The organism is Micromonospora sp. NPDC023814, assembly GCF_040639595.1.
Taxonomy (GTDB): domain Bacteria; phylum Actinomycetota; class Actinomycetes; order Mycobacteriales; family Micromonosporaceae; genus Micromonospora.
The window spans coordinates 25,630-45,685 of record NZ_JBFAAF010000034.1 but is presented as its reverse complement, the minus strand read 5'-3'; the positions used below and the strand labels follow the sequence as shown (position 1 = coordinate 45,685).

General features: G+C 73.4%; 17 protein-coding genes. 13 read left to right on the top strand and 4 right to left on the bottom strand.

From position 1 onward, the window contains the following. Positions 1 to 83 precede the first annotated feature (83 nt). Positions 84 to 1,142, top strand: coding sequence for a ferrochelatase (locus tag AB0G14_RS19700; RefSeq protein WP_357699287.1), 1,059 nt, complete (start codon positions 84 to 86; stop codon positions 1,140 to 1,142). 123 nt (positions 1,143 to 1,265) lie between these two features. Next, on the top strand, positions 1,266 to 2,045 hold the full coding sequence (locus AB0G14_RS19695; protein WP_357699285.1) for an HAD-IIA family hydrolase: 780 nt from the start codon (positions 1,266 to 1,268) through the stop codon (positions 2,043 to 2,045). Positions 2,046 to 2,120: 75 nt separating this feature from the next. Here AB0G14_RS19695 and AB0G14_RS19690 read toward each other — a convergent pair whose 3' ends face one another. Beyond that, the gene (locus AB0G14_RS19690) at positions 2,121 to 2,915 is read right to left on the bottom strand and encodes a hypothetical protein (protein ID WP_357699283.1); all 795 of its coding nucleotides are present in this window, start codon (positions 2,913 to 2,915) and stop codon (positions 2,121 to 2,123) included. A 201-nt stretch (positions 2,916 to 3,116) separates the two neighbouring features. Between AB0G14_RS19690 and AB0G14_RS19685 the strand changes: the two genes are divergently transcribed. From AB0G14_RS19685 to AB0G14_RS19675, 3 genes are all read left to right on the top strand, one after another. Next, positions 3,117 to 3,929 (top strand): DUF3097 domain-containing protein, encoded by an 813-nt coding sequence (locus AB0G14_RS19685; protein WP_357699281.1) that lies wholly within the window; start codon positions 3,117 to 3,119, stop codon positions 3,927 to 3,929. A gap of 365 nt (positions 3,930 to 4,294) precedes the next feature. Beyond that, the gene (locus AB0G14_RS19680) at positions 4,295 to 4,597 is read left to right on the top strand and encodes a recombinase family protein (protein WP_357699341.1); all 303 of its coding nucleotides are present in this window, start codon (positions 4,295 to 4,297) and stop codon (positions 4,595 to 4,597) included. Then, a complete protein-coding gene (locus AB0G14_RS19675) occupies positions 4,590 to 6,203 on the top strand; it encodes an IS200/IS605 family accessory protein TnpB-related protein (protein WP_357699279.1) in 1,614 nt (537 codons plus the stop codon). The genes AB0G14_RS19680 and AB0G14_RS19675 overlap by 8 nt, the downstream gene beginning before the upstream one ends. On the opposite strand, the gene AB0G14_RS19670 is transcribed toward AB0G14_RS19675, so the two are convergent. Further along, positions 6,193 to 7,506, bottom strand: coding sequence for a serine hydrolase domain-containing protein (locus tag AB0G14_RS19670; RefSeq protein WP_357699277.1), 1,314 nt, complete (start codon positions 7,504 to 7,506; stop codon positions 6,193 to 6,195). The two genes, AB0G14_RS19675 and AB0G14_RS19670, sit on opposite strands and share 11 nt — an antisense overlap. 106 nt (positions 7,507 to 7,612) lie before the next feature. Here AB0G14_RS19670 and AB0G14_RS19665 point away from each other — a divergent pair, with 106 nt between their 5' ends. From AB0G14_RS19665 to AB0G14_RS19650, 4 genes are all read left to right on the top strand, one after another. Beyond that, the gene (locus tag AB0G14_RS19665; protein WP_357699275.1) at positions 7,613 to 8,086 is read left to right on the top strand and encodes an NfeD family protein; all 474 of its coding nucleotides are present in this window, start codon (positions 7,613 to 7,615) and stop codon (positions 8,084 to 8,086) included. Positions 8,087 to 8,090: 4 nt separating this feature from the next. After that, complete coding sequence (locus tag AB0G14_RS19660; RefSeq protein ID WP_357458993.1) at positions 8,091 to 9,197, top strand: SPFH domain-containing protein; 1,107 nt, start codon at positions 8,091 to 8,093, stop codon at positions 9,195 to 9,197. 148 nt (positions 9,198 to 9,345) lie between these two features. Further along, entirely contained in the window at positions 9,346 to 10,149 is an 804-nt protein-coding gene (locus AB0G14_RS19655) for a hypothetical protein (RefSeq protein ID WP_357699272.1), read from the top strand. Between the two features lie 175 nt (positions 10,150 to 10,324). Continuing rightward, complete coding sequence (locus tag AB0G14_RS19650) at positions 10,325 to 12,538, top strand: transglycosylase domain-containing protein (protein ID WP_357699270.1); 2,214 nt, start codon at positions 10,325 to 10,327, stop codon at positions 12,536 to 12,538. Between the two features lie 349 nt (positions 12,539 to 12,887). On the opposite strand, the gene AB0G14_RS19645 is transcribed toward AB0G14_RS19650, so the two are convergent. Next, positions 12,888 to 13,505, bottom strand: a complete 618-nt coding sequence (locus AB0G14_RS19645; protein WP_357699339.1) for a thymidylate kinase — start codon at positions 13,503 to 13,505, stop codon at positions 12,888 to 12,890. Positions 13,506 to 13,658: 153 nt separating this feature from the next. Here AB0G14_RS19645 and AB0G14_RS19640 point away from each other — a divergent pair, with 153 nt between their 5' ends. The 4 genes from AB0G14_RS19640 to AB0G14_RS19625 all read left to right on the top strand — a co-directional run bounded on the left by AB0G14_RS19640 (position 13,659) and on the right by AB0G14_RS19625 (position 18,614). Beyond that, positions 13,659 to 14,222 carry a dihydrofolate reductase family protein gene (locus AB0G14_RS19640; protein WP_357699268.1) on the top strand — a complete coding sequence of 188 codons (564 nt, stop codon included), beginning with the start codon at positions 13,659 to 13,661 and terminating at the stop codon, positions 14,220 to 14,222. Positions 14,223 to 14,348: 126 nt separating this feature from the next. Continuing rightward, positions 14,349 to 15,170 (top strand): RNA methyltransferase, encoded by an 822-nt coding sequence (locus AB0G14_RS19635; RefSeq protein ID WP_357699266.1) that lies wholly within the window; start codon positions 14,349 to 14,351, stop codon positions 15,168 to 15,170. Between the two features lie 87 nt (positions 15,171 to 15,257). Then, on the top strand, positions 15,258 to 16,709 hold the full coding sequence (argG, locus tag AB0G14_RS19630; protein ID WP_357699264.1) for an argininosuccinate synthase: 1,452 nt from the start codon (positions 15,258 to 15,260) through the stop codon (positions 16,707 to 16,709). A gap of 48 nt (positions 16,710 to 16,757) precedes the next feature. Then, entirely contained in the window at positions 16,758 to 18,614 is a 1,857-nt protein-coding gene (locus AB0G14_RS19625; RefSeq protein WP_357699262.1) for a PucR family transcriptional regulator, read from the top strand. Positions 18,615 to 18,659: 45 nt separating this feature from the next. Here the strand turns inward: AB0G14_RS19625 and AB0G14_RS19620 are convergent, their stop codons facing one another. Next, positions 18,660 to 20,009 carry a hypothetical protein gene (locus tag AB0G14_RS19620; protein WP_357699260.1) on the bottom strand — a complete coding sequence of 450 codons (1,350 nt, stop codon included), beginning with the start codon at positions 20,007 to 20,009 and terminating at the stop codon, positions 18,660 to 18,662. Between the last annotated feature and the right edge of the window lie 47 nt (positions 20,010 to 20,056).

The window sequence follows — 20,056 nt, the reverse complement described above, 5'->3', positions numbered from 1 at the left end:
TCTGCATAGCAGGGGGCCCTTCCTAACGGCCGGGGCGAGGGGCCCTTGCCCGGCGGGGACCGCCGACCGGGAAGAATGGCCCCATGGCGTACGACGCGGTGGTCCTGGTGTCCTTCGGCGGGCCGGAGCGGCCCGAGGACGTGATGCCGTTCCTGCAGAACGTGACCCGGGGGCGGGGCGTGCCGCCGGAACGGCTGGCGGAGGTCGCCGAGCACTACCAGCACTTCGGCGGCGTCTCCCCGATCAACCAGCAGTGCCGTGAGCTGCTCGCGGCGGTCCGGGAGGACTTCGCCGCCCACGGCGTCGACCTGCCCGTTTACTGGGGCAACCGGAACTGGGACCCGATGCTCGCCGACACCGTGGCACGGATGCGCGACGACGGCGTCCGGCACGCCCTGGCGTTCGTCACCAGCGCCCTCGGCGGCTACTCCTCCTGCCGCCAGTACCAGGACGACATCGCCGCCGCCCGGGCGGCGGTCGGCCCGGACGCCCCGCTGATCGACAAGATCCGCCAGTTCTGGGACCATCCCGGGTTCGTCGAGCCGCACGTCGACGCGGTACGGGCGGCGCTGGCGCAGCTCGACCCGGCGAAGCGGGACAGCACCCGGCTGGTGTTCACCGCCCACTCGATCCCGAACTCGATGGCCGCCACCGCAGGCCCCCACGGCGGCCGGTACGAGGCACAGCTCGCCGAGGTGGCCCGGCTGGTGCACGCGGCGGCCGCCCCGGACCTGCCCTGGGACCTGGTCTGGCAGAGCCGCTCCGGCCCGCCGCACGTGCCGTGGCTGGAGCCGGACGTGAACGACCACCTGGCCACGCTGGCCGAGGCCGGCACCACCGGCGTGGTGGTCAGCCCGATCGGGTTCGTCTCCGACCACCTGGAGGTGGTGTGGGACCTGGACACCGAGGCGCGCCAGACGGCCAGGCAGCTCGGCCTGGACTTCGTCCGGGCCGCCACCCCGGGCACGGACCCGCGGTTCGTGGCGATGGTCCGTGAGCTGGTCCGGGAGCGGACCGAGCCGGACGGGGTGACCCTGCGCCGCCGCCTCGGTGACCTGCCGATGTGGGACACCTGCCCGACGGTGTGCTGCGTCCCCGCCCGCCGCCCCGCCGCCCCGACCCCGGGGCGGCCCGGCTCCTGACCGCCGCCGACCCCGCCCTCGGCGGCCCGGCTCTTGACGGCCGCCGACCCGCCCCCCCGAATCCGACTCCTGACCGCCACGCCGGCTCCGCCGGCGTCCCCGACACCCCTGGAACGAGTGACGATGCAGGATCGCAAGCCGGTGGAGAGCTGGCTGACCGACATGGACGGCGTGCTGGTGCACGAGGGCCAGCCCGTGCCCGGCGCGCCGGAGTTCGTCTCCCGGCTGCGCGCCTCGGGCAAGCCGTTCCTGGTGCTCACGAACAACTCGATCTACACGCCGCGGGACCTGCAGGCCCGGCTGAGCCGGATGGGCCTCGACGTGCCCGAGCACGCCATCTGGTCGTCCGCGCTGGCCACCGCCCAGTTCCTGGCCGACCAGCGGCCGGGCGGCACCGCATACGTGATCGGGGAGGCCGGGCTGACCACGGCGCTGCACGCGGTGGGCTACGTGCTGACCGACTACGCGCCGGACTACGTGGTGCTGGGGGAGACCCGCACCTACAGCTTCGAGGCGATCACCAAGGCGGTCCGGCTGATCAACGACGGGGCGCGGTTCATCTGCACGAACCCCGACGTGACCGGGCCGTCGGTGGAGGGCGCGCTGCCGGCCGCCGGTTCGGTCGCCGCGATGATCTCGAAGGCGACGGGGGTGGAGCCGTACTTCGTCGGCAAGCCCAACCCCATGATGATGCGCTCGGCGCTGAACACGATCAACGCGCACTCCGAGACGACCGCCATGATCGGCGACCGGATGGACACCGACATCCTCTGCGGGCTGGAGGCCGGTCTGGAGACGATCCTGGTGCTGACCGGGATCAGCAGCCGCACCGAGGCGGAGCGCTACCCGTACCGCCCGTCGCGGATCGTCAACTCGGTGGCCGACCTGGTCGACGAGGTCTGACGCGCGGGCGCCGCGCGGCCCGGCCGCCGCGCGCCCGCCGCCGGCCACCCGCCGCAGCGGTGCGCCCGCCCGCCGTCAGGGGCGCAGCGGGGCGTTGCAGGCGGCCACCAGGGCCTGCCGGCAGGCGGCGGTCAGCGGGCGCAGCGCGGCGTCGCGCTGCTGGGCCTCGTAGTTGTTGATCGCGCCGCCGGGCGCGGCGTGCCCGGCCAGGGCGAGCACCCGGTCGAGCACGGCGGCCCGGGCGAAGAGCCGCCGGGCCCGCGGGTCGAACCCGGGCGGCAGGTCGGTGGCGCCGTTGGGTCGGCGCAGCTCCTCCAGGGCCCCGGCCAGCTCGGGTCGCCACTGGGCGACGTCCAGCCGGGTCAGCGCGGCGGTGGTGTGGTGCAGGGCCGCCGCCAGTTCCGCCTCGGCCTCGGCCGCGCCGGGCAGCGCGAGCGACGCGGCCGGAGCGTCGGCCGGCAGCGGGTAGACCCGCCAGAGCACCGTCTCGAAGGTGTCGCCGGAGCCGGACGTGTGGGTGCGCACGTGCGGGATCAGACCGAGGCTGCCCGCGACGACCGCCTCGCCGGCCAGCAGCGCCGCACCGGCGAAGTCGCCCGGGCCGGGCAGCCCGCGCGGATCGCCCGGTGCGGGCAGCACCAGGCGGATCTCGTCCGGCGAGAGCTTCGCCAGGGTGGGCAGCGCCTGCGGCAGCGGGACGTCGGTCCAGGTGCCGGGCGCGTCCGCGACCAGGTGCTCCTCGTCGCCGGCGATGGCGTCGGCGACCTCGTCGAAGGGCACCAGCCCGGCGCGCCACGCGCGCACCCAGGCAACGAACCGGCTGGACCGGCGCGGCGCGAGAGTGGCCGCGCCCGCTGCGGGGGTGGACATGCCGAAAGGGTACGTGGTCATCGCCGTCCCTGTCTCGACTGCCGCTCCGCCCGTCCCCCGCCATGTCGATCATGCAATTGTGGTGGGCGGAACGTCGAGCTGTGCGGCTTTGGGGGGCGCCATGACCGCGTGATCGGCGCGCCGGGGTTGGTCGCGGCGTGTCGGGTGCGGGTGCGGGGGCGGGCGGATAGCGTGATCTCCATGGGGCGGCGGTATGCGGACGACGTGCTGGCGGGGGACTGGCGGCGACGGAAGGTCACCCCCGAGGTGGACGCCGAACCGGATCTCGTGGTCGAGGACGCCGACTCCGGCTTCTGTGGCGCGGTGGTCGGCTTCGAGGCCGGCGCGGTGGTGCTGGAGGACCGGCACGGCCGGCGGCGCAACTTCCCGCTGCTGCCGGCGGCGTTCCTGCTCGACGGGCAGCCGGTGACGCTGCGCCGGCCGGCCCGCGCCCCCGTCCCGGCGGCCCGCCGGCGCACCGCCTCCGGCTCGATCGCCGTGGACGGGGTCCGCGCCCAGGTCGCCAAGGCCAGCCGGATCTGGGTGGAGGGCATCCACGACGCGGCCCTGGTCGAGCGGATCTGGGGCGACGACCTGCGTGTCGAGGGCGTGGTGGTGGAGCCGCTGGACGGCATCGACGCCCTCGACGCCGAGGTGCGCGCGTTCGCCCCCGGCCCGGGTCGCCGCCTCGGTGTGCTGGTCGACCACCTGGTTCCCGGCTCCAAGGAGAGCCGGATCGTGGCGAAGGTGACCTCCCCGCACGTGCTGGTCACCGGCCACCCGTACGTCGACGTGTGGCAGGCGGTCAAGCCGGCGGCGTTGGGCATCCGGGCGTGGCCCGTGGTGCCGCCGGGGCAGCCGTGGAAGGAGGGGGTCTGCGCCGCGCTCGGGGTCGCCGAGCCGGCCGACATGTGGCGGCACATCCTGTCCCGGGTGGACAGCTTCGCCGACGTGGAGACCCCGCTGATCAACGCGATGGAACGCCTGATCGACTTCGTCACCGAGCCCGACTGAGCGTGGTTGCGGCCCCCGGCGCGTCGGGTGACGGCCTCGCACGTCCGTCCTGCCTCGCGTTCGGATCGCGGACTGCCGCGGGTCCGAACGGGCGTGGTCAGGGCTCCTGGTCGGGGGGTCGGAACTGCTCCCGAATGAGTTGTGTATTAGCGTGCGTGAGGTTATTCGAGTGGTGTTATGGTCGTGGCCGTGAATCTGTCTGAGTGGGCGCGTGCGCAGGGGATTAGTCCTCACACGGCGTATCGCTGGTTTCGTAACGGGACGCTTCCCGTGCCCGCTCAGCGGGTCGGGCCGCACACGATTCTGATGAACGTCGAGGCCATTCCACTGCGGAAGCTGTCGGTGGGTTGGGCCTGTATGCCCGTGTGTCGTCCCATGATCAGAGGTCTGACTTGGAGCGCCAGGTCGCCCGGTTGTCGACGTGGGCGGTGAAGGCCGGTCACCGCATCGTGCGTGTGGAGGCGGAGATCGGCTCCGGGATGAACGGCAGCCGCAGCAAGGCCCGTCGGCTCCTCGCCGATCCGGACGTGACGACCGTGGCGGTGGAGCACAAGGACCGCCTTGGGCGGATGAAGGTGGAGCTGGTTGAGGCCACTTTGTCCGCGCATGGCCGTCGCTCGGCTGGTTATCGGGCGCGCAAGGCGGTGGAGGCCGCGCAGCATGGCTGACCTGCGCCCGATCGATGTGCCGTTTGTCGTGCTCGGCCCGTCCGGTGTCGCGATTCGCGACCGGCTCAAGGGCCTCACCGGCGAGGATGAGAAGGTTCTGCGGCTGGTCGGTGACCATCTCGGCACGCTTGCCGGGAAGGATCTCAAGGCCCGTTGCGGGACCGGCCTCGACCATGACACCGACGCCTGGGCAGAGCGGAAACGCGCCCTGACGGCTGAGTCGTCCTCCCGTTGGGCCGGGTCGATCACGAAGGCCACGCACGACCAGTGGGCGCTGTCGCGCCGCGCCCAGCTCGCCCACATCCAGGGCCTGGAAGCCGGTATCAAGACGATCGCGCATCGACTGTCGCTGCCGCTCGGCGAGAAGGGCAGCAAACGGGCTCCGGGCGGTTACCGCACCAGACAGGAGTGGTTCGTCAAGTCCCGGCGTCTGCGTGTGCTCCTGGACCGGCTTGAGCGTGAGCGGGGCGACCGCGCCGAGGGTCGGGTCCGTGTTGTCCGGGGCGGGAAGCGGCTGCTGCGCAACCGTCACCACCTCGACGCCGCGCAGCTCACCGAAGTCGAGTGGCGGCAGCGGTGGCGGGCCGAACGGCGGTTCCTGCAGGCCGACGGCGAGTCGGGGAAGCGGTATGGCAACGAGACGATCCGCGTCACCTGCGGCGGTGAGGTCTCCATCAAGCTTCCGGCCCCGCTGGCACACCTGGCCAACGCGAAGCACGGCCGGTACGTGCTCGCCGCGAAGGTGTCATTCCCACACCGTGGCGATGCCTGGCGCGACCGCATCACCGCCAACCGGGCGGTGGCGTACCGCATCCACGAAGACGTGGACCGGTGCCGCTGGTACCTGACCGCGTCGTGGACGATCCCTACGGCCCGGACCATGCCACTGACCGCCGCCAGAGTGAACGGGATCATCGGTGTGGATACCAACGCCGACCATCTCGCCGCCTGGCGCCTGGACGAGCACGGCAATCCCGTGGGTGAGCCGCGCCGCTTCTCCTACGACCTGTCAGGTAACGCGGACCATCGTGACGCACAGGTGCGGCACGCCCTGATCCGGCTTCTGCACTGGGCCAAACGGCACGGGCTGAACATCGCGATCGAAGACCTCGACTTCGCAGCGCAGAAAACGCGGGAGAAACACGGCCGCCGCAAACGGTTCCGCAAGCTCATCTGCGGCATGCCCGTGGCCAAGCTGCGGTCCCGGCTCGTCAGCATGGCAGCCGAGTTGGGCATCACTGTCGTCGCTGTCGATCCCGCCTACACCTCCAAGTGGGGTGCCCAGCATTGGCAGCGCCCACTGACCAGCACCAACCGCAAGACCACCCGTCACGACGCCGCCGGCGTCGCGATCGGACGACGCGCCCTCGGACACCCGATCCGGCGACGGACGGCACCGCCCCGCAACGACCAGACCGATCGTCGCGGGCATCGGACCGCCCAGGCCGAACCCGGCGCCCGAGGACGTGAGGGAACCCGCCCCCACATTCCCGGACCACGGACACGATCCGATGGCGCCGGACGCGGAGCGAACGCGGGAGACCAGCGCGCCCAACACCGTTCGGGGCACGCGACTGAGCCTGTACAACCCATGCTCAGTCTCTAGGAACGGTGCGGGTGAAGACGAAGGTGGCGATGTCCAGCGCCACCGCCCGCCCCGCCTCGTCGCGCAGCACGGAGAGGATCTCGCCGTTCTCCGGGCCGGAGCGGCCCCGCCAGCGGTCCGGTCCCTCCGGGGCGAAACAGCTCATCCGCTCTCCGCGCACGTGCGCCGTCAGGCCGCCCGTGGCCGCGTCCCAGGTCAGGTCGAGGGGCACCCCCATCCACCACCAGCGGCCGGCGAGCTCGGCGGTCCCGGCGGGCGGGGCGGCGGCACTCGGCCGCCAGGGCCGCGGCAGCGCCGGCTCGGCGTCCAGCACGGCGGTGAGGATCCGCTGCGCGAGCTCGCCGATCCCGCCGGTGCGGAAGCCGTACGAGTTGGCGAAGCCGATCACGGCCGTGCGGGAGGGGCGGTGCACGGTCAGGGCGGCCACGTAGCCGGGCATCGAGCCGCCGTGCCCCACGTACACCCGCTCGCCCTGCCGGTAGAGCTCCAGCCCCAGGCCGTGCCCGCCGGTCCACGAGTCGAGGTCGCTGATCACCACGGGGGCGCACATCTCGGTCAGCGTCTCCGCCGCCAGCACCTCCGGCGCCGGGTCGGCCAGGAAGGCCGCCCACCGGGCCAGGTCCTCGGCGGTCGACCAGAGCTGCCCGGCCGGGGCCATCGCCCTGGTGTCGGTACGCGGCTCCTCCCGCAGCGTGTCGTGCCACGGGTGCACCATGTAGCCGCGGGCGAACGGCTCGGTCGCCGCGTACGTCGTCCGGCGCATGCCGAGCGGCGCCAGGACGCGCTGGCGGAGCAGCTCGGCCCACGGCGTGCCGGTGATCCGCTCCAGCGCCCCGCCGAGCAGCCCGTACGCCAGGTTGGAGTAGTGGTAGGACCGGTGCGCGGGGTAGGCGATCTTCTCGGCGGTCACCCCGGCCACCAGGGTCTCCAGGTCGACGCCCTCGGCGCGTTCCCACCACGGCCCCTCCGGCTCGCGCTGCAGGCCGCTGGCGTGGCCGAGCAGTTGCCGCAGCGTGAGCGCGCCGACGGCGGTGCCGGGCAGGTGCTTCTCCAGCGGGTCGTCCAGGGCCAGCCGGCCGGCGTCGCGCTCCTGCATGACCAGGGTCGCGGTCATGGTCTTGCTGATCGACCCGACCCGGTACTGCAGGTCGCCGTCCGGGCGCGGGTGCTCGCCGGCGGTGGCGAGGTGTGTCAGCGCGCCGTCGCGTACCACGCCGATCACCAGGGACGGCGTCCGGCCGGCGGACTGCGCCTCGGCGACGAGGGTGTCGACGTGGCGGGCGGTGGCGGGCAGCAGGGACACGGGCGCTCCTCCCTCCGGGCCCGGTGGGGCGGGCCGCTGACGTGCCGCCGAGCTTACTGATCTTCAGGGGTGGGCCGCGCGTGCATTACCGTGTCACGATCGTGGGGTGGACGCCGTGCTGTGGATCGTGCTGGGTGTGGTGCTGGCGGTCGCCGAGATCCTCACGACGACGCTTTTCCTGATCATGTTCGCGGCCGGGGCCTTCGCCGCCGCCGGAGCCGCGGCGCTCGGCGCGCCGGTGGGCGTGCAGGCGATCGTCTTCGCCGGGGTGTCGGCGCTGACGGTGCTGGGCGTACGCCCGACGCTGCGCAAGCACCGGCGCTCCGCCCTGGAGAGCGGCGAGCAGCCCTTCGGCGTGGAGGCGATCGAGGGCAGCACGGCGCTGGTGCTGGAGCGGATCGACGCCGGGCAGGGCATGGTCAAGATCGACGGTGAGCTGTGGCAGGCCCGGTCCTACGACGCCAGCCAGGTCTTCGCCCCCGGTGAGCGGGTGCAGGTGATCCAGGTCCGGGGCGCCACCGCCCTGGTCTGGCGGGACGACGTTTCCCCCTCCGACGAGCTACCCGAAGCGAAAAGGTGAGTACATGGAACTCGTGATCCCGGTCCTGTTGATGGCCGTGGCGCTGATCGGGGTGATCACTCTGGCCAAGGCGGTGCGGATCGTGCCGCAGCAGCGCCAGGACGTGGTCGAGCGGCTGGGTCGGTACAAGCGCACCCTGAACCCGGGGCTGAACCTCCTGGTCCCGTTCATCGACGCGGTCCGCACCAAGGTCGACATGCGTGAGCAGGTGGTCAGCTTCCCGCCGCAGCCGGTGATCACCTCCGACAACCTTGTGGTCTCGATCGACACGGTGCTCTACTTCAAGGTCGTCGACTCGGTCCGCGCCACGTACGAGATCTCGAACTTCCTCCAGGCCATCGAGCAGCTCACCGTCACGACGCTGCGCAACGTCATCGGCTCGCTGGACCTGGAGCGGGCGCTGACCAGCCGCGAGGAGATCAACCGGCACCTCTCCGGCGTGCTGGATGAGACCACCGGCCGGTGGGGCATCAAGGTCACGCGGGTGGAGATCAAGGCCATCGAGCCGCCGCCGAGCATCCGGGACTCGATGGAGAAGCAGATGCGCGCCGAGCGGGACCGCCGGGCGGCGATCCTGAACGCCGAGGGGCACAAGCAGTCGCAGATCCTCACGGCCGAGGGTGAGAAGCAGGCCGCGGTGCTGCGCGCCGACGGTGACCGGCAGGCGCGGATCCTCCAGGCCGAGGGTCAGGCCAAGGCGATCCGGACGGTGTTCGACGCGATCCACCAGGCCAACCCGAGCCAGAAGGTGCTCGCCTACCAGTACCTCCAGGCGCTGCCGCAGATCGCCAACGGCACCGCGAACAAGGTCTGGATCGTCCCGGCCGAGCTGACCAAGGCCCTCGAGGGGATGGGCGGCGCGCTCGGCGGGCTGAGCCGGATGGTCGGCGACGAGCCGGCGCCGGAGGCGGCCGACGGCGCGAGCGAGGTGGAGCGCGAGGCGGCCGCGGCGGCGCAGGCCGCGGCGGCCGCCGCCCAGCAGATCCACGACGAGGTACGCGTCGCTGAGGCGCAGGCCACCGGCGGCAAGCCGCAGGGGCTGCCGGCGCCGGAGCCGGTCTCGCCGGCGAGCCTGCTGAACGACCCGGCCGACCAGCGCGAACGGGGCTGAGCGGCGCGGGCCGACGAGCCCGGAGAAATGCGAGAAATGCTCATGGGGCGCTCCGGCGCCTGCCACCATCGGTTCTAGGACGGGTGGTGACCAGGCATCGGGGCGCCCCGGCGCGTCCCGCACCGCTCGCGGACGAGCGAGGTGACGCATGAAGGATCCGGCGAAGCGGGTGTGGTCCTCGGCCCCGGTCCCGGGCGCGCACGACCCCACCGGGCCGCTCGGCAGCCGGCGTACCGGCGGGGGGTTCGGGGTGCTGCCGTTCGTCGGGGAGCCCACACCGGCCGGGCCGGCCACCAACGCCAGCTGGGCCTGGTCGCTGCGCCGGTTCGCCCGGGCCGCGGTGTGGCTGCTCCCCGCGTACGCCGTGCTCTACGGCGTGGTGGCGATGGCCAGCGACGGCGGGGTGGGCAACGACCCGTACCCGGCCGACGGCCGACCGCTCTACCTGGTGGGCTGGGTGGCGTCGGTCTGGCTCGGGCTGCTCGCCCTGCTCGCGCTGACCGGGCTGCTGGCCGCGACGCGCAGCCGTCGGGTCGCCGTCGCCGGCCTGCTGGTGTCCATCGCCGGCACGGTGCTCATGCTGCCCTTCGCGGGCCTGGCGGAGCAGACCCCGGTCTTCGGCACCACCGCCCGCGGGCTCGTGCTCGTCGGCGCCACCTGCTACACCCTGGGCTGGCTGCTGACCGGCTGGTCGGTGGCCCGCTCCGGGGCGTTCAGCATCGGCGACGGCACGATGCTGATGATCGCCGCCCCGCTGCTGGGCCTCGGCGGCGCGTTGATCGGTTCGTTGCAGACCTTCGGTGCGATCTTCGTGCTGATCGCCGGCATCGGCATCGCCTACCGCTCCGGGCGCCTGGTGCCCCGGGACATCGCGCGCGACGCCGCCAGCGCCAGCCTCGCCACCGCCGCGCCGACCGGCCCGGGCCCGAACGGCCCGCTGGCCACCGGCTGAGCCCTCGCCGGCCGCCCTGGTCGGCCCGGCGCGGCCCTGGCCGGCGGGACGGGTGGGGCGGCGGGGGACACCGGGGCCGCTGGGATGGGAAGTCGCTGGCAGCGGGCGGTGAAGTTGCTGACAGGAGGGCCGCGGGGGTGGTCGGTTGGCGGCTTTCACGGCAATCCTGGGGACCATGGCCCCACCCCGCTCGCCGCTGTCGCGGCTGTTCACCGTGCTGCTCGCCGGCGTGCTCGCCGGCCTCGTCCTGGCGGTCGCCGCGCTGCCGGGCAACCTGCTGCTCGGGTGGGGCGCCAAGGCGGCGCTGGGTTCGTACGCCGCGCTGCCCGAGGCGCTGCGCACCCCGGCCACACCACAACGCTCCTACCTCTACGCCAACGACGGCAAGACGCTCATCACCACGTTCTACGACGTCAACCGCACCGACGTCGGGCTGGACGAGATCGCCCCGGTGATGCGGCAGGCGATCATCGCGGCCGAGGACCGGCGGTTCTACGACCACAGCGGCGCCGACCTGCGCGGCCTGCTCCGGGCGCTGGTGGCGAACGTGTCCGGCGGCGGCACCGCGCAGGGCGGCTCGACGCTGACCATGCAGTACGTCCGCAACGTGCTCAAGACCGACCCGGGCCGCACGGCCGAGGAGCGCGCCGCGGCCACCGAGCAGACCGTCGGGCGCAAGATCCAGGAGATCCGGTACGCCACGGCGCTGGAGCAGCGCCTGAGCAAGGACGAGATCCTCAACCGCTACCTGAACATCGCGTACTTCGGCTCCGGGGCGTACGGCATCGCGGCGGCCAGCCAGCGCTACTTCGCCAAGGCCCCGGCGGACCTCACCCTCGGCGAGGCGGCCCTGCTCGCCGGCCTGGTGCAGTCGCCGGAGGCGTACAGCCCGATCGACGGCGACGCGGACGCCGCGCTGGAGCGCCGCGGTTACGTGCTGGACGCGATGGTCGAGACCGGGGCGATCACCGCCGACCAGGCGGCGCGGGCCAAGGCCGAGAAGCTGGCGCTCAAGCCCACCGCGCAGCCCAACGGCTGCACCGCCGTCGCCGAGGGCCACGACGACTGGGGCTTCTTCTGCGACTACCTGCGGCAGTGGTGGCTCGCCCAGCCGGCGTTCGGCGAGAGCGTCGAGGAGCGCGAGCAGGCGCTGCGCCGGGGCGGCTACACCGTGGTGACCTCGCTGGACCCGCAGGTCCAGGCCACCGCGCAGAAGCAGGCCACCAGTGTCTACGGGTACGGCAACAAGCGCGCCCTGCCCATCGCCGCCGTCGAGCCGGGCACCGGCCGGGTCCTCGCCATGGCGGTCAACCGGCACTACAGCCTCGACGCGAACCCGGACGGGCAGCCCAACCACCCGAACACCGTCAACCCCCTGATCTCCGGCGGCGACAGCGTCGACGGATACCAGGCCGGCTCGACGTTCAAGCTGTTCACCATGCTCGCCGCGCTGGAGGCCGGCAAGCCCCTCGCGACCGGCTTCGACGCGCCCAGCCGGCTGCCCACCCGGTACGCGGCCGAGGGCGAGGGGAGCTGCGAGGGCCGGTGGTGCCCGGCCAACGCCAACCCCGAGTGGATGGACGGGTACCGGATGATGTGGGACGGCTTCGGCCGCTCGGTGAACACGTACTTCGTCTGGCTGGCCGAGCAGGTCGGGCAGGAGAAGGTGGTGGAGATGGCGCAGCGCCTCGGCATCACCTTCCGGGCCGACGCCGACGCCGCCTTCGCCGAGGAGGACCCCGCCAACTGGGGCTCGTTCACCCTCGGCGTGGCCGCCACCACGCCGCTCGACCTGGCCAACGCGTACGCCACCGTGGCCGCGGAGGGGACGTACTGCGCGCCGCTGCCGGTGGTCTCGGTGACCACCCCCGACGGTGAGCGGGTGCCGGTCGGCGACCCGTCCTGCCGCCGGGTGCTCGACGCCGGCGTGGCCCGGGCCGCCACCGACGCGGCGCGCTGCCCGGTGGGCCAGCAGTCCGCGTTCGGGCAGTGCAACGGCGGCACGGCCACCTCGGTGAACCGGATCCTCGACGGCCGCCCGGTCGCCGGCAAGACCGGAAGCTCGGAGCGGAACGCGACGGAGACGTTCGTCGGCTTCACCCCGCAGGTGGCGGTCGCCGGCATCGCCGCCAACCCGGACGACCCGACCGACTCGGTGGGCGCCGCGGTGCAGGCCAAGGTGATCGACGCGGTCGCCCGGGTCATCGTCACCGCCGTCGACGGGCAGCCGGAGAAGACCTTCGCGGCCCCCAGCCGCGAGCTGGTCGGCGACCCGCGCCGCCCGGTGGAGCGCCGCCCGGCCGAGGAACGGCAGCCCACCGACGAGCGGCGGCCCTCCGGCGAGCAGCGCCTCTCCGACCTGCGGCGCTGGCTCCAGGGTCGCGGCTGACGCCCCATGCCCGCCACGTGCGTCGCGGGTCGACGCCCGCCACGTGTGCCCGCGGCCGACGGCGGCCCGCACGCGGTGTGGGCGTCGGCTGCCGTCTCTCCCGGTAGGGTCCGGAAACACCACTGTCGAGCTGCCCCACCCATAGGACCATCCCGGCGGGCGCACGGCTTCGGCGCGCCGGCCGGCTCCGATGACGCTTCGCCGGTGCCGTCTGCCCCATCTGTGGAGGCAGCTCGACAGGGCCACGACCGGGACCGTCGGCCGGCCATGATGCCGATGACCGAGCCGGCCCTGGTGCCGCCCACCAGTCGGCCACCAGTCGCCCACCACTCGACCGGGGACGGGGCGGTCAGTCGGAGCGGGCGACGGTCCGCACCGCCCGGTCGAGGACCGTGCGCACCACCCGGTCGAGGGCGGCGCGGACCTCGGCCGGCCCGCCGTCCGCGTCGACGACGGTGAAAGTGCCGAACTCCGGCAGCTCCCGGTAGCCGGCGTCCAACTCGCGCAGGTAGGGCAGCTCCTCGGTGTCGATGCCCCGGGCCAGCACCCGCTGCTGCGCCCGCTCGGGCGAGACCGCCAGGAAGCAGACCAGGCTCGGCGGCGGGAAGATCCCGTACGCCAGGCGGACCAGCCGCCCGCCCCGGTCGCGGCGGACCCGCATCACCACGTACTGGCACCAGGACCACCGGTCCATCACCGCCGTCCGGCCCGTCAGCCGGGACACCAGCACCGCCCGGGCGATCGCGAGCCAGCGTACGGTCGCCTCCAGCGCCGCGTAGCCGGTGCGGCCGAACAGGTGCGGGCCGTCCCGGCGGCCCAGGGCGCGAGCGAGCCGGTTCCACAGCGGCCGGCCGCCGGCGTTCTCGAAGTAGGTGGCCGGCACTCCCGCCGCGCGGAGCCGGCCGGCCAGCGCCTTCGCCTGAGTGGTCTTGCCGGCCCCGTCGATGCCGACCAGGGCGATGATCATCGGGCGCACGAGCGGCACGTTAGCGGCGGCGGGCAACCCGGCGAAAGAATCCTGGAGAAATTCGGCCGGAGCTGTCGGATCCGGCGACGCCGCTCCGACCACCTGGCGAGAACGCCCACGACGGGCGAGCGACCGACGCCAGGAGGAACAGTCATGCGGAAGATCGTCTACGGGGTGCACCAGTCGCTCGACGGGTTCATCGAGGGGCCGAACGGCGAGTTCGACTGGCCGGAGATGGGCCCGGAGCTGTCCGCGTACTCGCTGGAGCAGTGCGACCGCTCCGGCGCCTTCCTCTACGGCCGCAAGGTCTGGGAGTTCATGGCCGCCTACTGGCCGCAGGCGGAGTCGATCTCCGACCACCCGCACGACCTCGCCTTCGTGCCCATCTGGCGGCGGACGCCGAAGGTGGTGGTCTCGCGCACGCTCACCGAGGCCGACCACGGCGCCCAGGTGGTCGGCGGCGGCGACCTCGGCAAGGAGGTCACCGCGCTCAAGGAGCAGTCTGGCGGCGATCTGCTGCTCAACGGCGGTGCCGACGCCGCCGCCGCGCTGACCGAACTCGGCCTGATCGACGAGTACCAGATCTTCGTGCACCCGGTGGTGCTCGGTGGCGGCAAGCCGGTCTTCTCGGTCACCGAGCGGCTGAACCTCCGTCTCGTGGAGTCGCGGACCTTCGACGGCCGGTCCGTGCTGCTGCGGTACCACCGGGCCGGCTGACGCCGGCCTGCTGGTCCTTCCGTCGATCCGCCTCCGGTCGCGATTCTTCTCCGGACAGAACTCCGCCGGCCGTTCCGGTGGGACGGGTCCCGGGACGTCGTCCGCGCGTCCGGCAGAATCGTGCGGGTGCCCATCCACCAGATCACCGACCCCGACGACGAGCGGATCGCCGACTACCGCGCGCTGACCGACGTCGAGCTGCGCACCCGCTGGGAGCCACCCCACGGCCTGTTCATCGCCGAGGGTGAGCTGGTGCTGCGCCGGGCGCTGCGGGCCGGCTACCCGGCCAGGTCGTACCTGGTGGACGCCAAGCGGGTCGACCAGCTCGCCGACCTGGACACCGGCGACACCCCCGTCTACGCGGCCACCCCGGACGTGCTGCAACGGGCCACCGGCTTCCACGTGCACCGGGGGGTGCTGGCGTCGTTCCGGCGCAAGCCCCTGCCGGCCGCCGCCGAGGTGCTCGCCGCCGCCCGCCGGGTGGTCGTCCTGGAAGACGTCAACAACCACACCAATCTGGGTGCGGTCTTCAGGGGGGCCGCGGCGCTCGGCATCGACGCGGTGCTGCTGTCGCCGTCCTGCGCCGATCCCCTGTACCGGCGCAGCGTGCGGGTCAGCATGGGGGAGGTCTTCGCGGTGCCGTACGCCAGGATCGAGCGCTGGCCGGCGGGCTTGGAGCAGGTGCGGGAGGCGGGCTTCACCGTGCTCGCCATGACGCCGGCTCCGGACGCCGTACCGATCCAGCGGTTGACTCCGGCGCAGCGCGAGCGGGCGGCGCTGCTGCTGGGAGCCGAGGGCCCCGGCCTCACCGTGGCGGCCCAGTCCGCCAGCGACGTGCGGGTGGTCATCCCGATGCGGCGCGGGGTGGACTCGTTGAACGTCGCCGCTGCCGCGGCGGTGGCGTTCTGGGAACTGGGTCGCGCCGATCCACCGTTCGGCGACGGGTAGCCCCCGCAGGGTCGACCTGAGGTCTCCACCAGCACCGCCGATCACGTCCGCTTGCATGGTCATGCGCAATGCTGAATAATCATCCTCGTGTCCAAGGTTCTCACCTCCCTCCCCATCGGCGAACGTGTCGGCATCGCCTTCTCCGGCGGCCTCGACACCTCGGTCGCGGTCGCGTGGATGCGCGACAAGGGCGCCGTTCCCTGCGCCTACACCGCCGACATCGGCCAGTACGACGAGCCCGACATCGCCTCGGTGCCCGGTCGCGCGCTCAGCTACGGCGCCGAGGTCGCCCGACTGGTCGACTGCCGCGCCGCCCTGGTCGAGGAGGGCCTGGCAGCGTTGACCTGCGGGGCTTTCCACATCCGCTCGGGCGGGCGGGCGTACTTCAACACCACCCCGCTGGGTCGGGCCGTGACCGGGACCCTGCTGGTGCGGGCGATGATCTCCGACGACGTCCAGATCTGGGGCGACGGCTCGACCTTCAAGGGCAACGACATCGAGCGGTTCTACCGGTACGGCCTGCTGGCCAACCCGCAGCTGCGCATCTACAAGCCGTGGCTCGACACCGACTTCGTCACCGAACTGGGTGGGCGTAAGGAGATGTCGGAGTGGCTGCTCGAACGCGGCCTTCCGTACCGGGACAGCACCGAGAAGGCATACTCCACCGACGCCAACATCTGGGGCGCCACGCACGAGGCGAAGACCCTCGAGCACCTCGACACGGGCATCGAGACGGTCAACCCGATCATGGGCGTCCGGTTCTGGGACCCGTCGGTGGAGATCCCGACCGAGGACGTCACGATCGGCTTCGACCAGGGCCGCCCGGTGACGATCAACGGCAAGGAGTTCGGCAGCCCCGTCGACCTGGTGCTGGAGGCCAACGCCATCGGCGGCCGGCACGGCCTGGGCATGTCGGACCAGATCGAGAACCGCATCATCGAGGCCAAGAGCCGGGGCATCTACGAGGCGCCCGGCATGGCGCTGCTGCATGCCGCGTACGAACGGCTGGTCAACGCCATCCACAACGAGGACACCCTGGCGAACTACCACAATGAGGGCCGCCGCCTCGGTCGGCTGATGTACGAGGGGCGCTGGCTGGACCCGCAGGCGCTGATGCTGCGCGAGTCGTTGCAGCGCTGGGTCGGCACGGCGGTCACCGGCGAGGTGACGTTGCGGCTGCGCCGGGGCGAGGACTACTCGATCCTGGACACCACCGGCCCGGCGTTCAGCTACCACCCGGACAAGCTGTCGATGGAGCGTACCGAGGACTCGGCGTTCGGCCCGTCGGACCGGATCGGCCAGCTCACCATGCGCAACCTGGACATCGCCGACTCGCGGGCGAAGCTGGAGCAGTACGCCACCCTCGGCATGGTCGGCGGCGCGACCCCCCAGCGGATGGTCGGCGCCGCGCAGGCGGCGTCGACCGGGCTGATCGGTGCGATGCCGCAGGGCGGCGCGGAAGCCATCGCCTCCCGGGGCGTCTCCTCCGCCGCCGACGAGGCACTCGACCGCGCCGCGATGGAGCTCGGCGTCGACTGAGCCCTTGCGTTCGGCGGGCGGTCGAGAATCGGGGTCACGGACGGTAGCGTGTCGCCCGTGTTCCCTACCGTCCGTGAGGTCCTCGCGCTGGACCCCGTCCGCCACGGCGCCCCGCGCCTGGTCGCCGGGGACGCCGGCCTCGACCGCCCGGTGCGCTGGGTGCACGTGGCGGAGGTGCCCGACATCGCCACCCTGCTCGGCGGCGGCGAGTTGGTGCTCACCACCGGCATCGGGCTGCCCGCCGACGACCCCGGGCTGCGCGCCTTCGTCGGCGACCTGGCCGACGTGGGGGTCTCCGGCCTGGTCGTCGAGCTGGGCCGCCGGTACGTCAGCGGGGTGCCCCGGGTGATGGCGGCCGTCGCCGAGCGGCGCGGGCTGCCGCTGGTCGAGCTGCGGCGGGCCACCCCGTTCGTGCGGATCACCGAGGCGGTGCACGCGCTGATCGTCGACGCCCAGCTCACCGAGCTGCGGGCGACCGAGGAGATCCACCAGCGCTTCACCGAGCTGTCGGTGGAGGGCGCCGGCCCCGGCGAGGTGGTCCGGCAGGCCGCCGAACTGTCCGGCTGCCCCGTGGTGCTGGAGAACCTCTCCCGGCAGGTGCTCGCGTACGACCCGGCGGGGGAGAGCGCCGAGCTGCTGCTGGACGGCTGGGAGCAGCACTCCCGCCGGATCCGGCCGGCGGGGCGGACCGCGTACGACGCGGACAGCGGCTGGCTGGTGACCACCGTCGGCGCCCGGGGGCACGACTGGGGCCGGCTGCTGCTGCGGTGGCCCGGCGGGGGCGACCTGGCCGCCGGCCGGCGGGTGCTCGACCCGGCGGCCGAGGTCGGGGTGGGCGTCGCCGGTGCCCCGCCGGCCGGACCGCCCACCCGGCTGACCATCCTGGTCGAACGCGCCGCCTCGACGCTGGCGTTGGGCCGGCTGATCCGGCGCGACGCCGAGGGACTGGAACGGCAGATCCACCGGACGCTGCTCACCGCCCTGCTCGACCACTCCCGCCCGGTGGACGAGGTGGCCCTGCGGGCCCGGGCGCTCGGCGTGGTGCTGGAACGGCGGCACCTCGTCGGCGTGGTGGTCCGGCACCGGGCCGACGACCCGGCGGGGGAGGGCGGCCCGGCCAGCGAGGCCGGACACCCGGGCGATCCGGGCGCGGGCGACCCGGAGTCGGGTCCGGCGCGGCTGCGTGACCTCGCCGAGGCCGTCGGCCAGGCGCTGCACGAGGCGAAGCTGACCGGGCTGACCAGCGCCGTCGACGACCATGCCGTCGGCGTGCTGCTCGCCCTGCCCGACCCGGCCGCCGAGGAGCGGGCGCTGGCCGCGTTCGCCGCCGCGCTGCGCCGGGGCCGCCCGGACACCGCCGCGCCGACCGACCGGGTCGGTGTCGCCGCCTCCGGACGCCTCGACGGCCCGCCCCGGGACGTCCCGGGCAACGGCGCGGCCCGGCCGCCGTCGGGCGGCGCGGTGCTGATCGCGGCCGGCTCCGGGGTGGGCAGCCTGCGGGAGGCGCGCCGGTCGCTGGTCGAGGCCCGGCAGGTCGCCGACGCCGCCCGGCGGGACCGGCGGGACCTGCCGATCTTCCGGTTGCCGCACGTCGGGTTGGCCGGGCTGCTGCACCTGTTGCGCGACGAGCCCCGGGTGCAGACCTTCGTCGAGCGGGAACTGGGCGCCCTGCTGACGTACGACGCGCAGCACCCCCGCGAGCAGTTGCTCGGCACCCTGCGGGCGTACCTGGAGCAGGGCCGGAACAAGTCGGCGGCGGCCGCCGCGGCACACCTGTCCCGGCCGGCGTTCTACGAGCGGCTGGCCCGGATCGGCCGCGTGCTGGACGTCGACCTCGACTCGGTCGAGGCCTGTCTCTCCCTCCACGTCGCCCTGCTGGCCCTGGACGCCATCCGAACCCCCTGACGATCACCGCCGGCGTGGCCCGGGGCGGGGGAGGCGAGGAAGCGGTCAGGTGAGGGCGGTGAGGGCCTTGGCGTACGGCGGGGGGACGTGGTTCGGGCCGCCCGGGGTGAAGACGTCGGAGTTGGCGGCGGCCGACCAGGCCGTGGCCGGGACCGCGTTGACGAGGGCGCGGACGACCGGGGCGTCGCGCCACTCGTCCTGCTCGGCGAGCAGGCTCAACGCCACCACCGACTCCTCCACCTCGCCGACGCACTCGAACGGCTTGTGCCCGTCCACGCCCAGCAGCTCCCGGTAGCCGGGCACCTGCGCGGGGTCGGCGAGCAGGTCGCCGCCGAAGATGTGGGTGATCCGCTCGCGCGACATGAACGGCGCCATGGCCAGGAAGACGAACCGGCACTTCGGGCAGTCGCGGCACCAGCGCTCGCTGGCGTCACGCAGCTTGAACGCGGCGTTGCAGCTGGTCACCACGTCGTCGTAGCGGTCGATCTCGGCGAACAGGCGGGCGATGTGCAGCTCGGACAGCGAGCGCAGCAGCGAGAAGTACGGCTCGGTCAGCCCGGCGTGCTCGGCCAGCGCCGCCCGCAGCAGCCCCTCCGCCTCCACACCCTTGGACCACTGGTGGTTGATCTCGTGACCGTTCCAGACCAGGTTCGGGTCCGACGCCGACCGCTCGTTGGACATCACCACCGGGCCCAGCCCGTGCAGCACCGCGGTGGCGACCGCGATCAGCGAGTTGATCGCGGTGACCGGGATGTGGCCGTTGAGCGCCCCGGCGGCGTTCAGCTCGAACAGCACCGGGTCGATGCGCCGCCGGGCGGCGAGCGGGGTGAGCCCGGACGCCTCGTTCACCGAGACGATCACGTGGTTGGGGTTGACCGAGAACGGCACCGGGTCGAACCCGGCCCGACGCAGCGCCTCCAGGCTGACGATCGAGTCCTTTCCCCCGCCCACCGCCGAGAGCGGACGCCGGTCGGAGTCGTCGTACACCCGGGCCGGGGAGACCGTGCCGGCCGGCACCTCCGGGCGCAGCTCCAGTACGTGCGGCAGCTGGTTGCGGTACGCGTACTCCGCCAGGCCCTTGGTGTAGAGGGCGGTGACCAGCTCGGCGGCGGCCGCGCCCAGCGGCGCCGGCAGCACCACGCGGGGCGGCGCGGCGGCCTTGTAGTAGCTGACCCCGGCGACCACGTGCAGCAGCTCCAGGACCCGGCCGAGGGTCGCCACGGTCTCGTCCGACGGCGGCGCGTCGGGCAGCGGAAGGGTGATCACCTCGGTGAACCGCTGCTCGCCGTCGGGGCCGGTGAGGGCGTAGTCGAACAGGACCTCCCCGGTGGAGAGATCGATCGAGTAGGACGGGAAGGTGAAGGCGTCCATCCGCCGGAGCTGCTCGTTGGGCACACGCCATACTAGGCCCTGGTTCGTCCGGCCGTGTCCGGCTGCGCCGG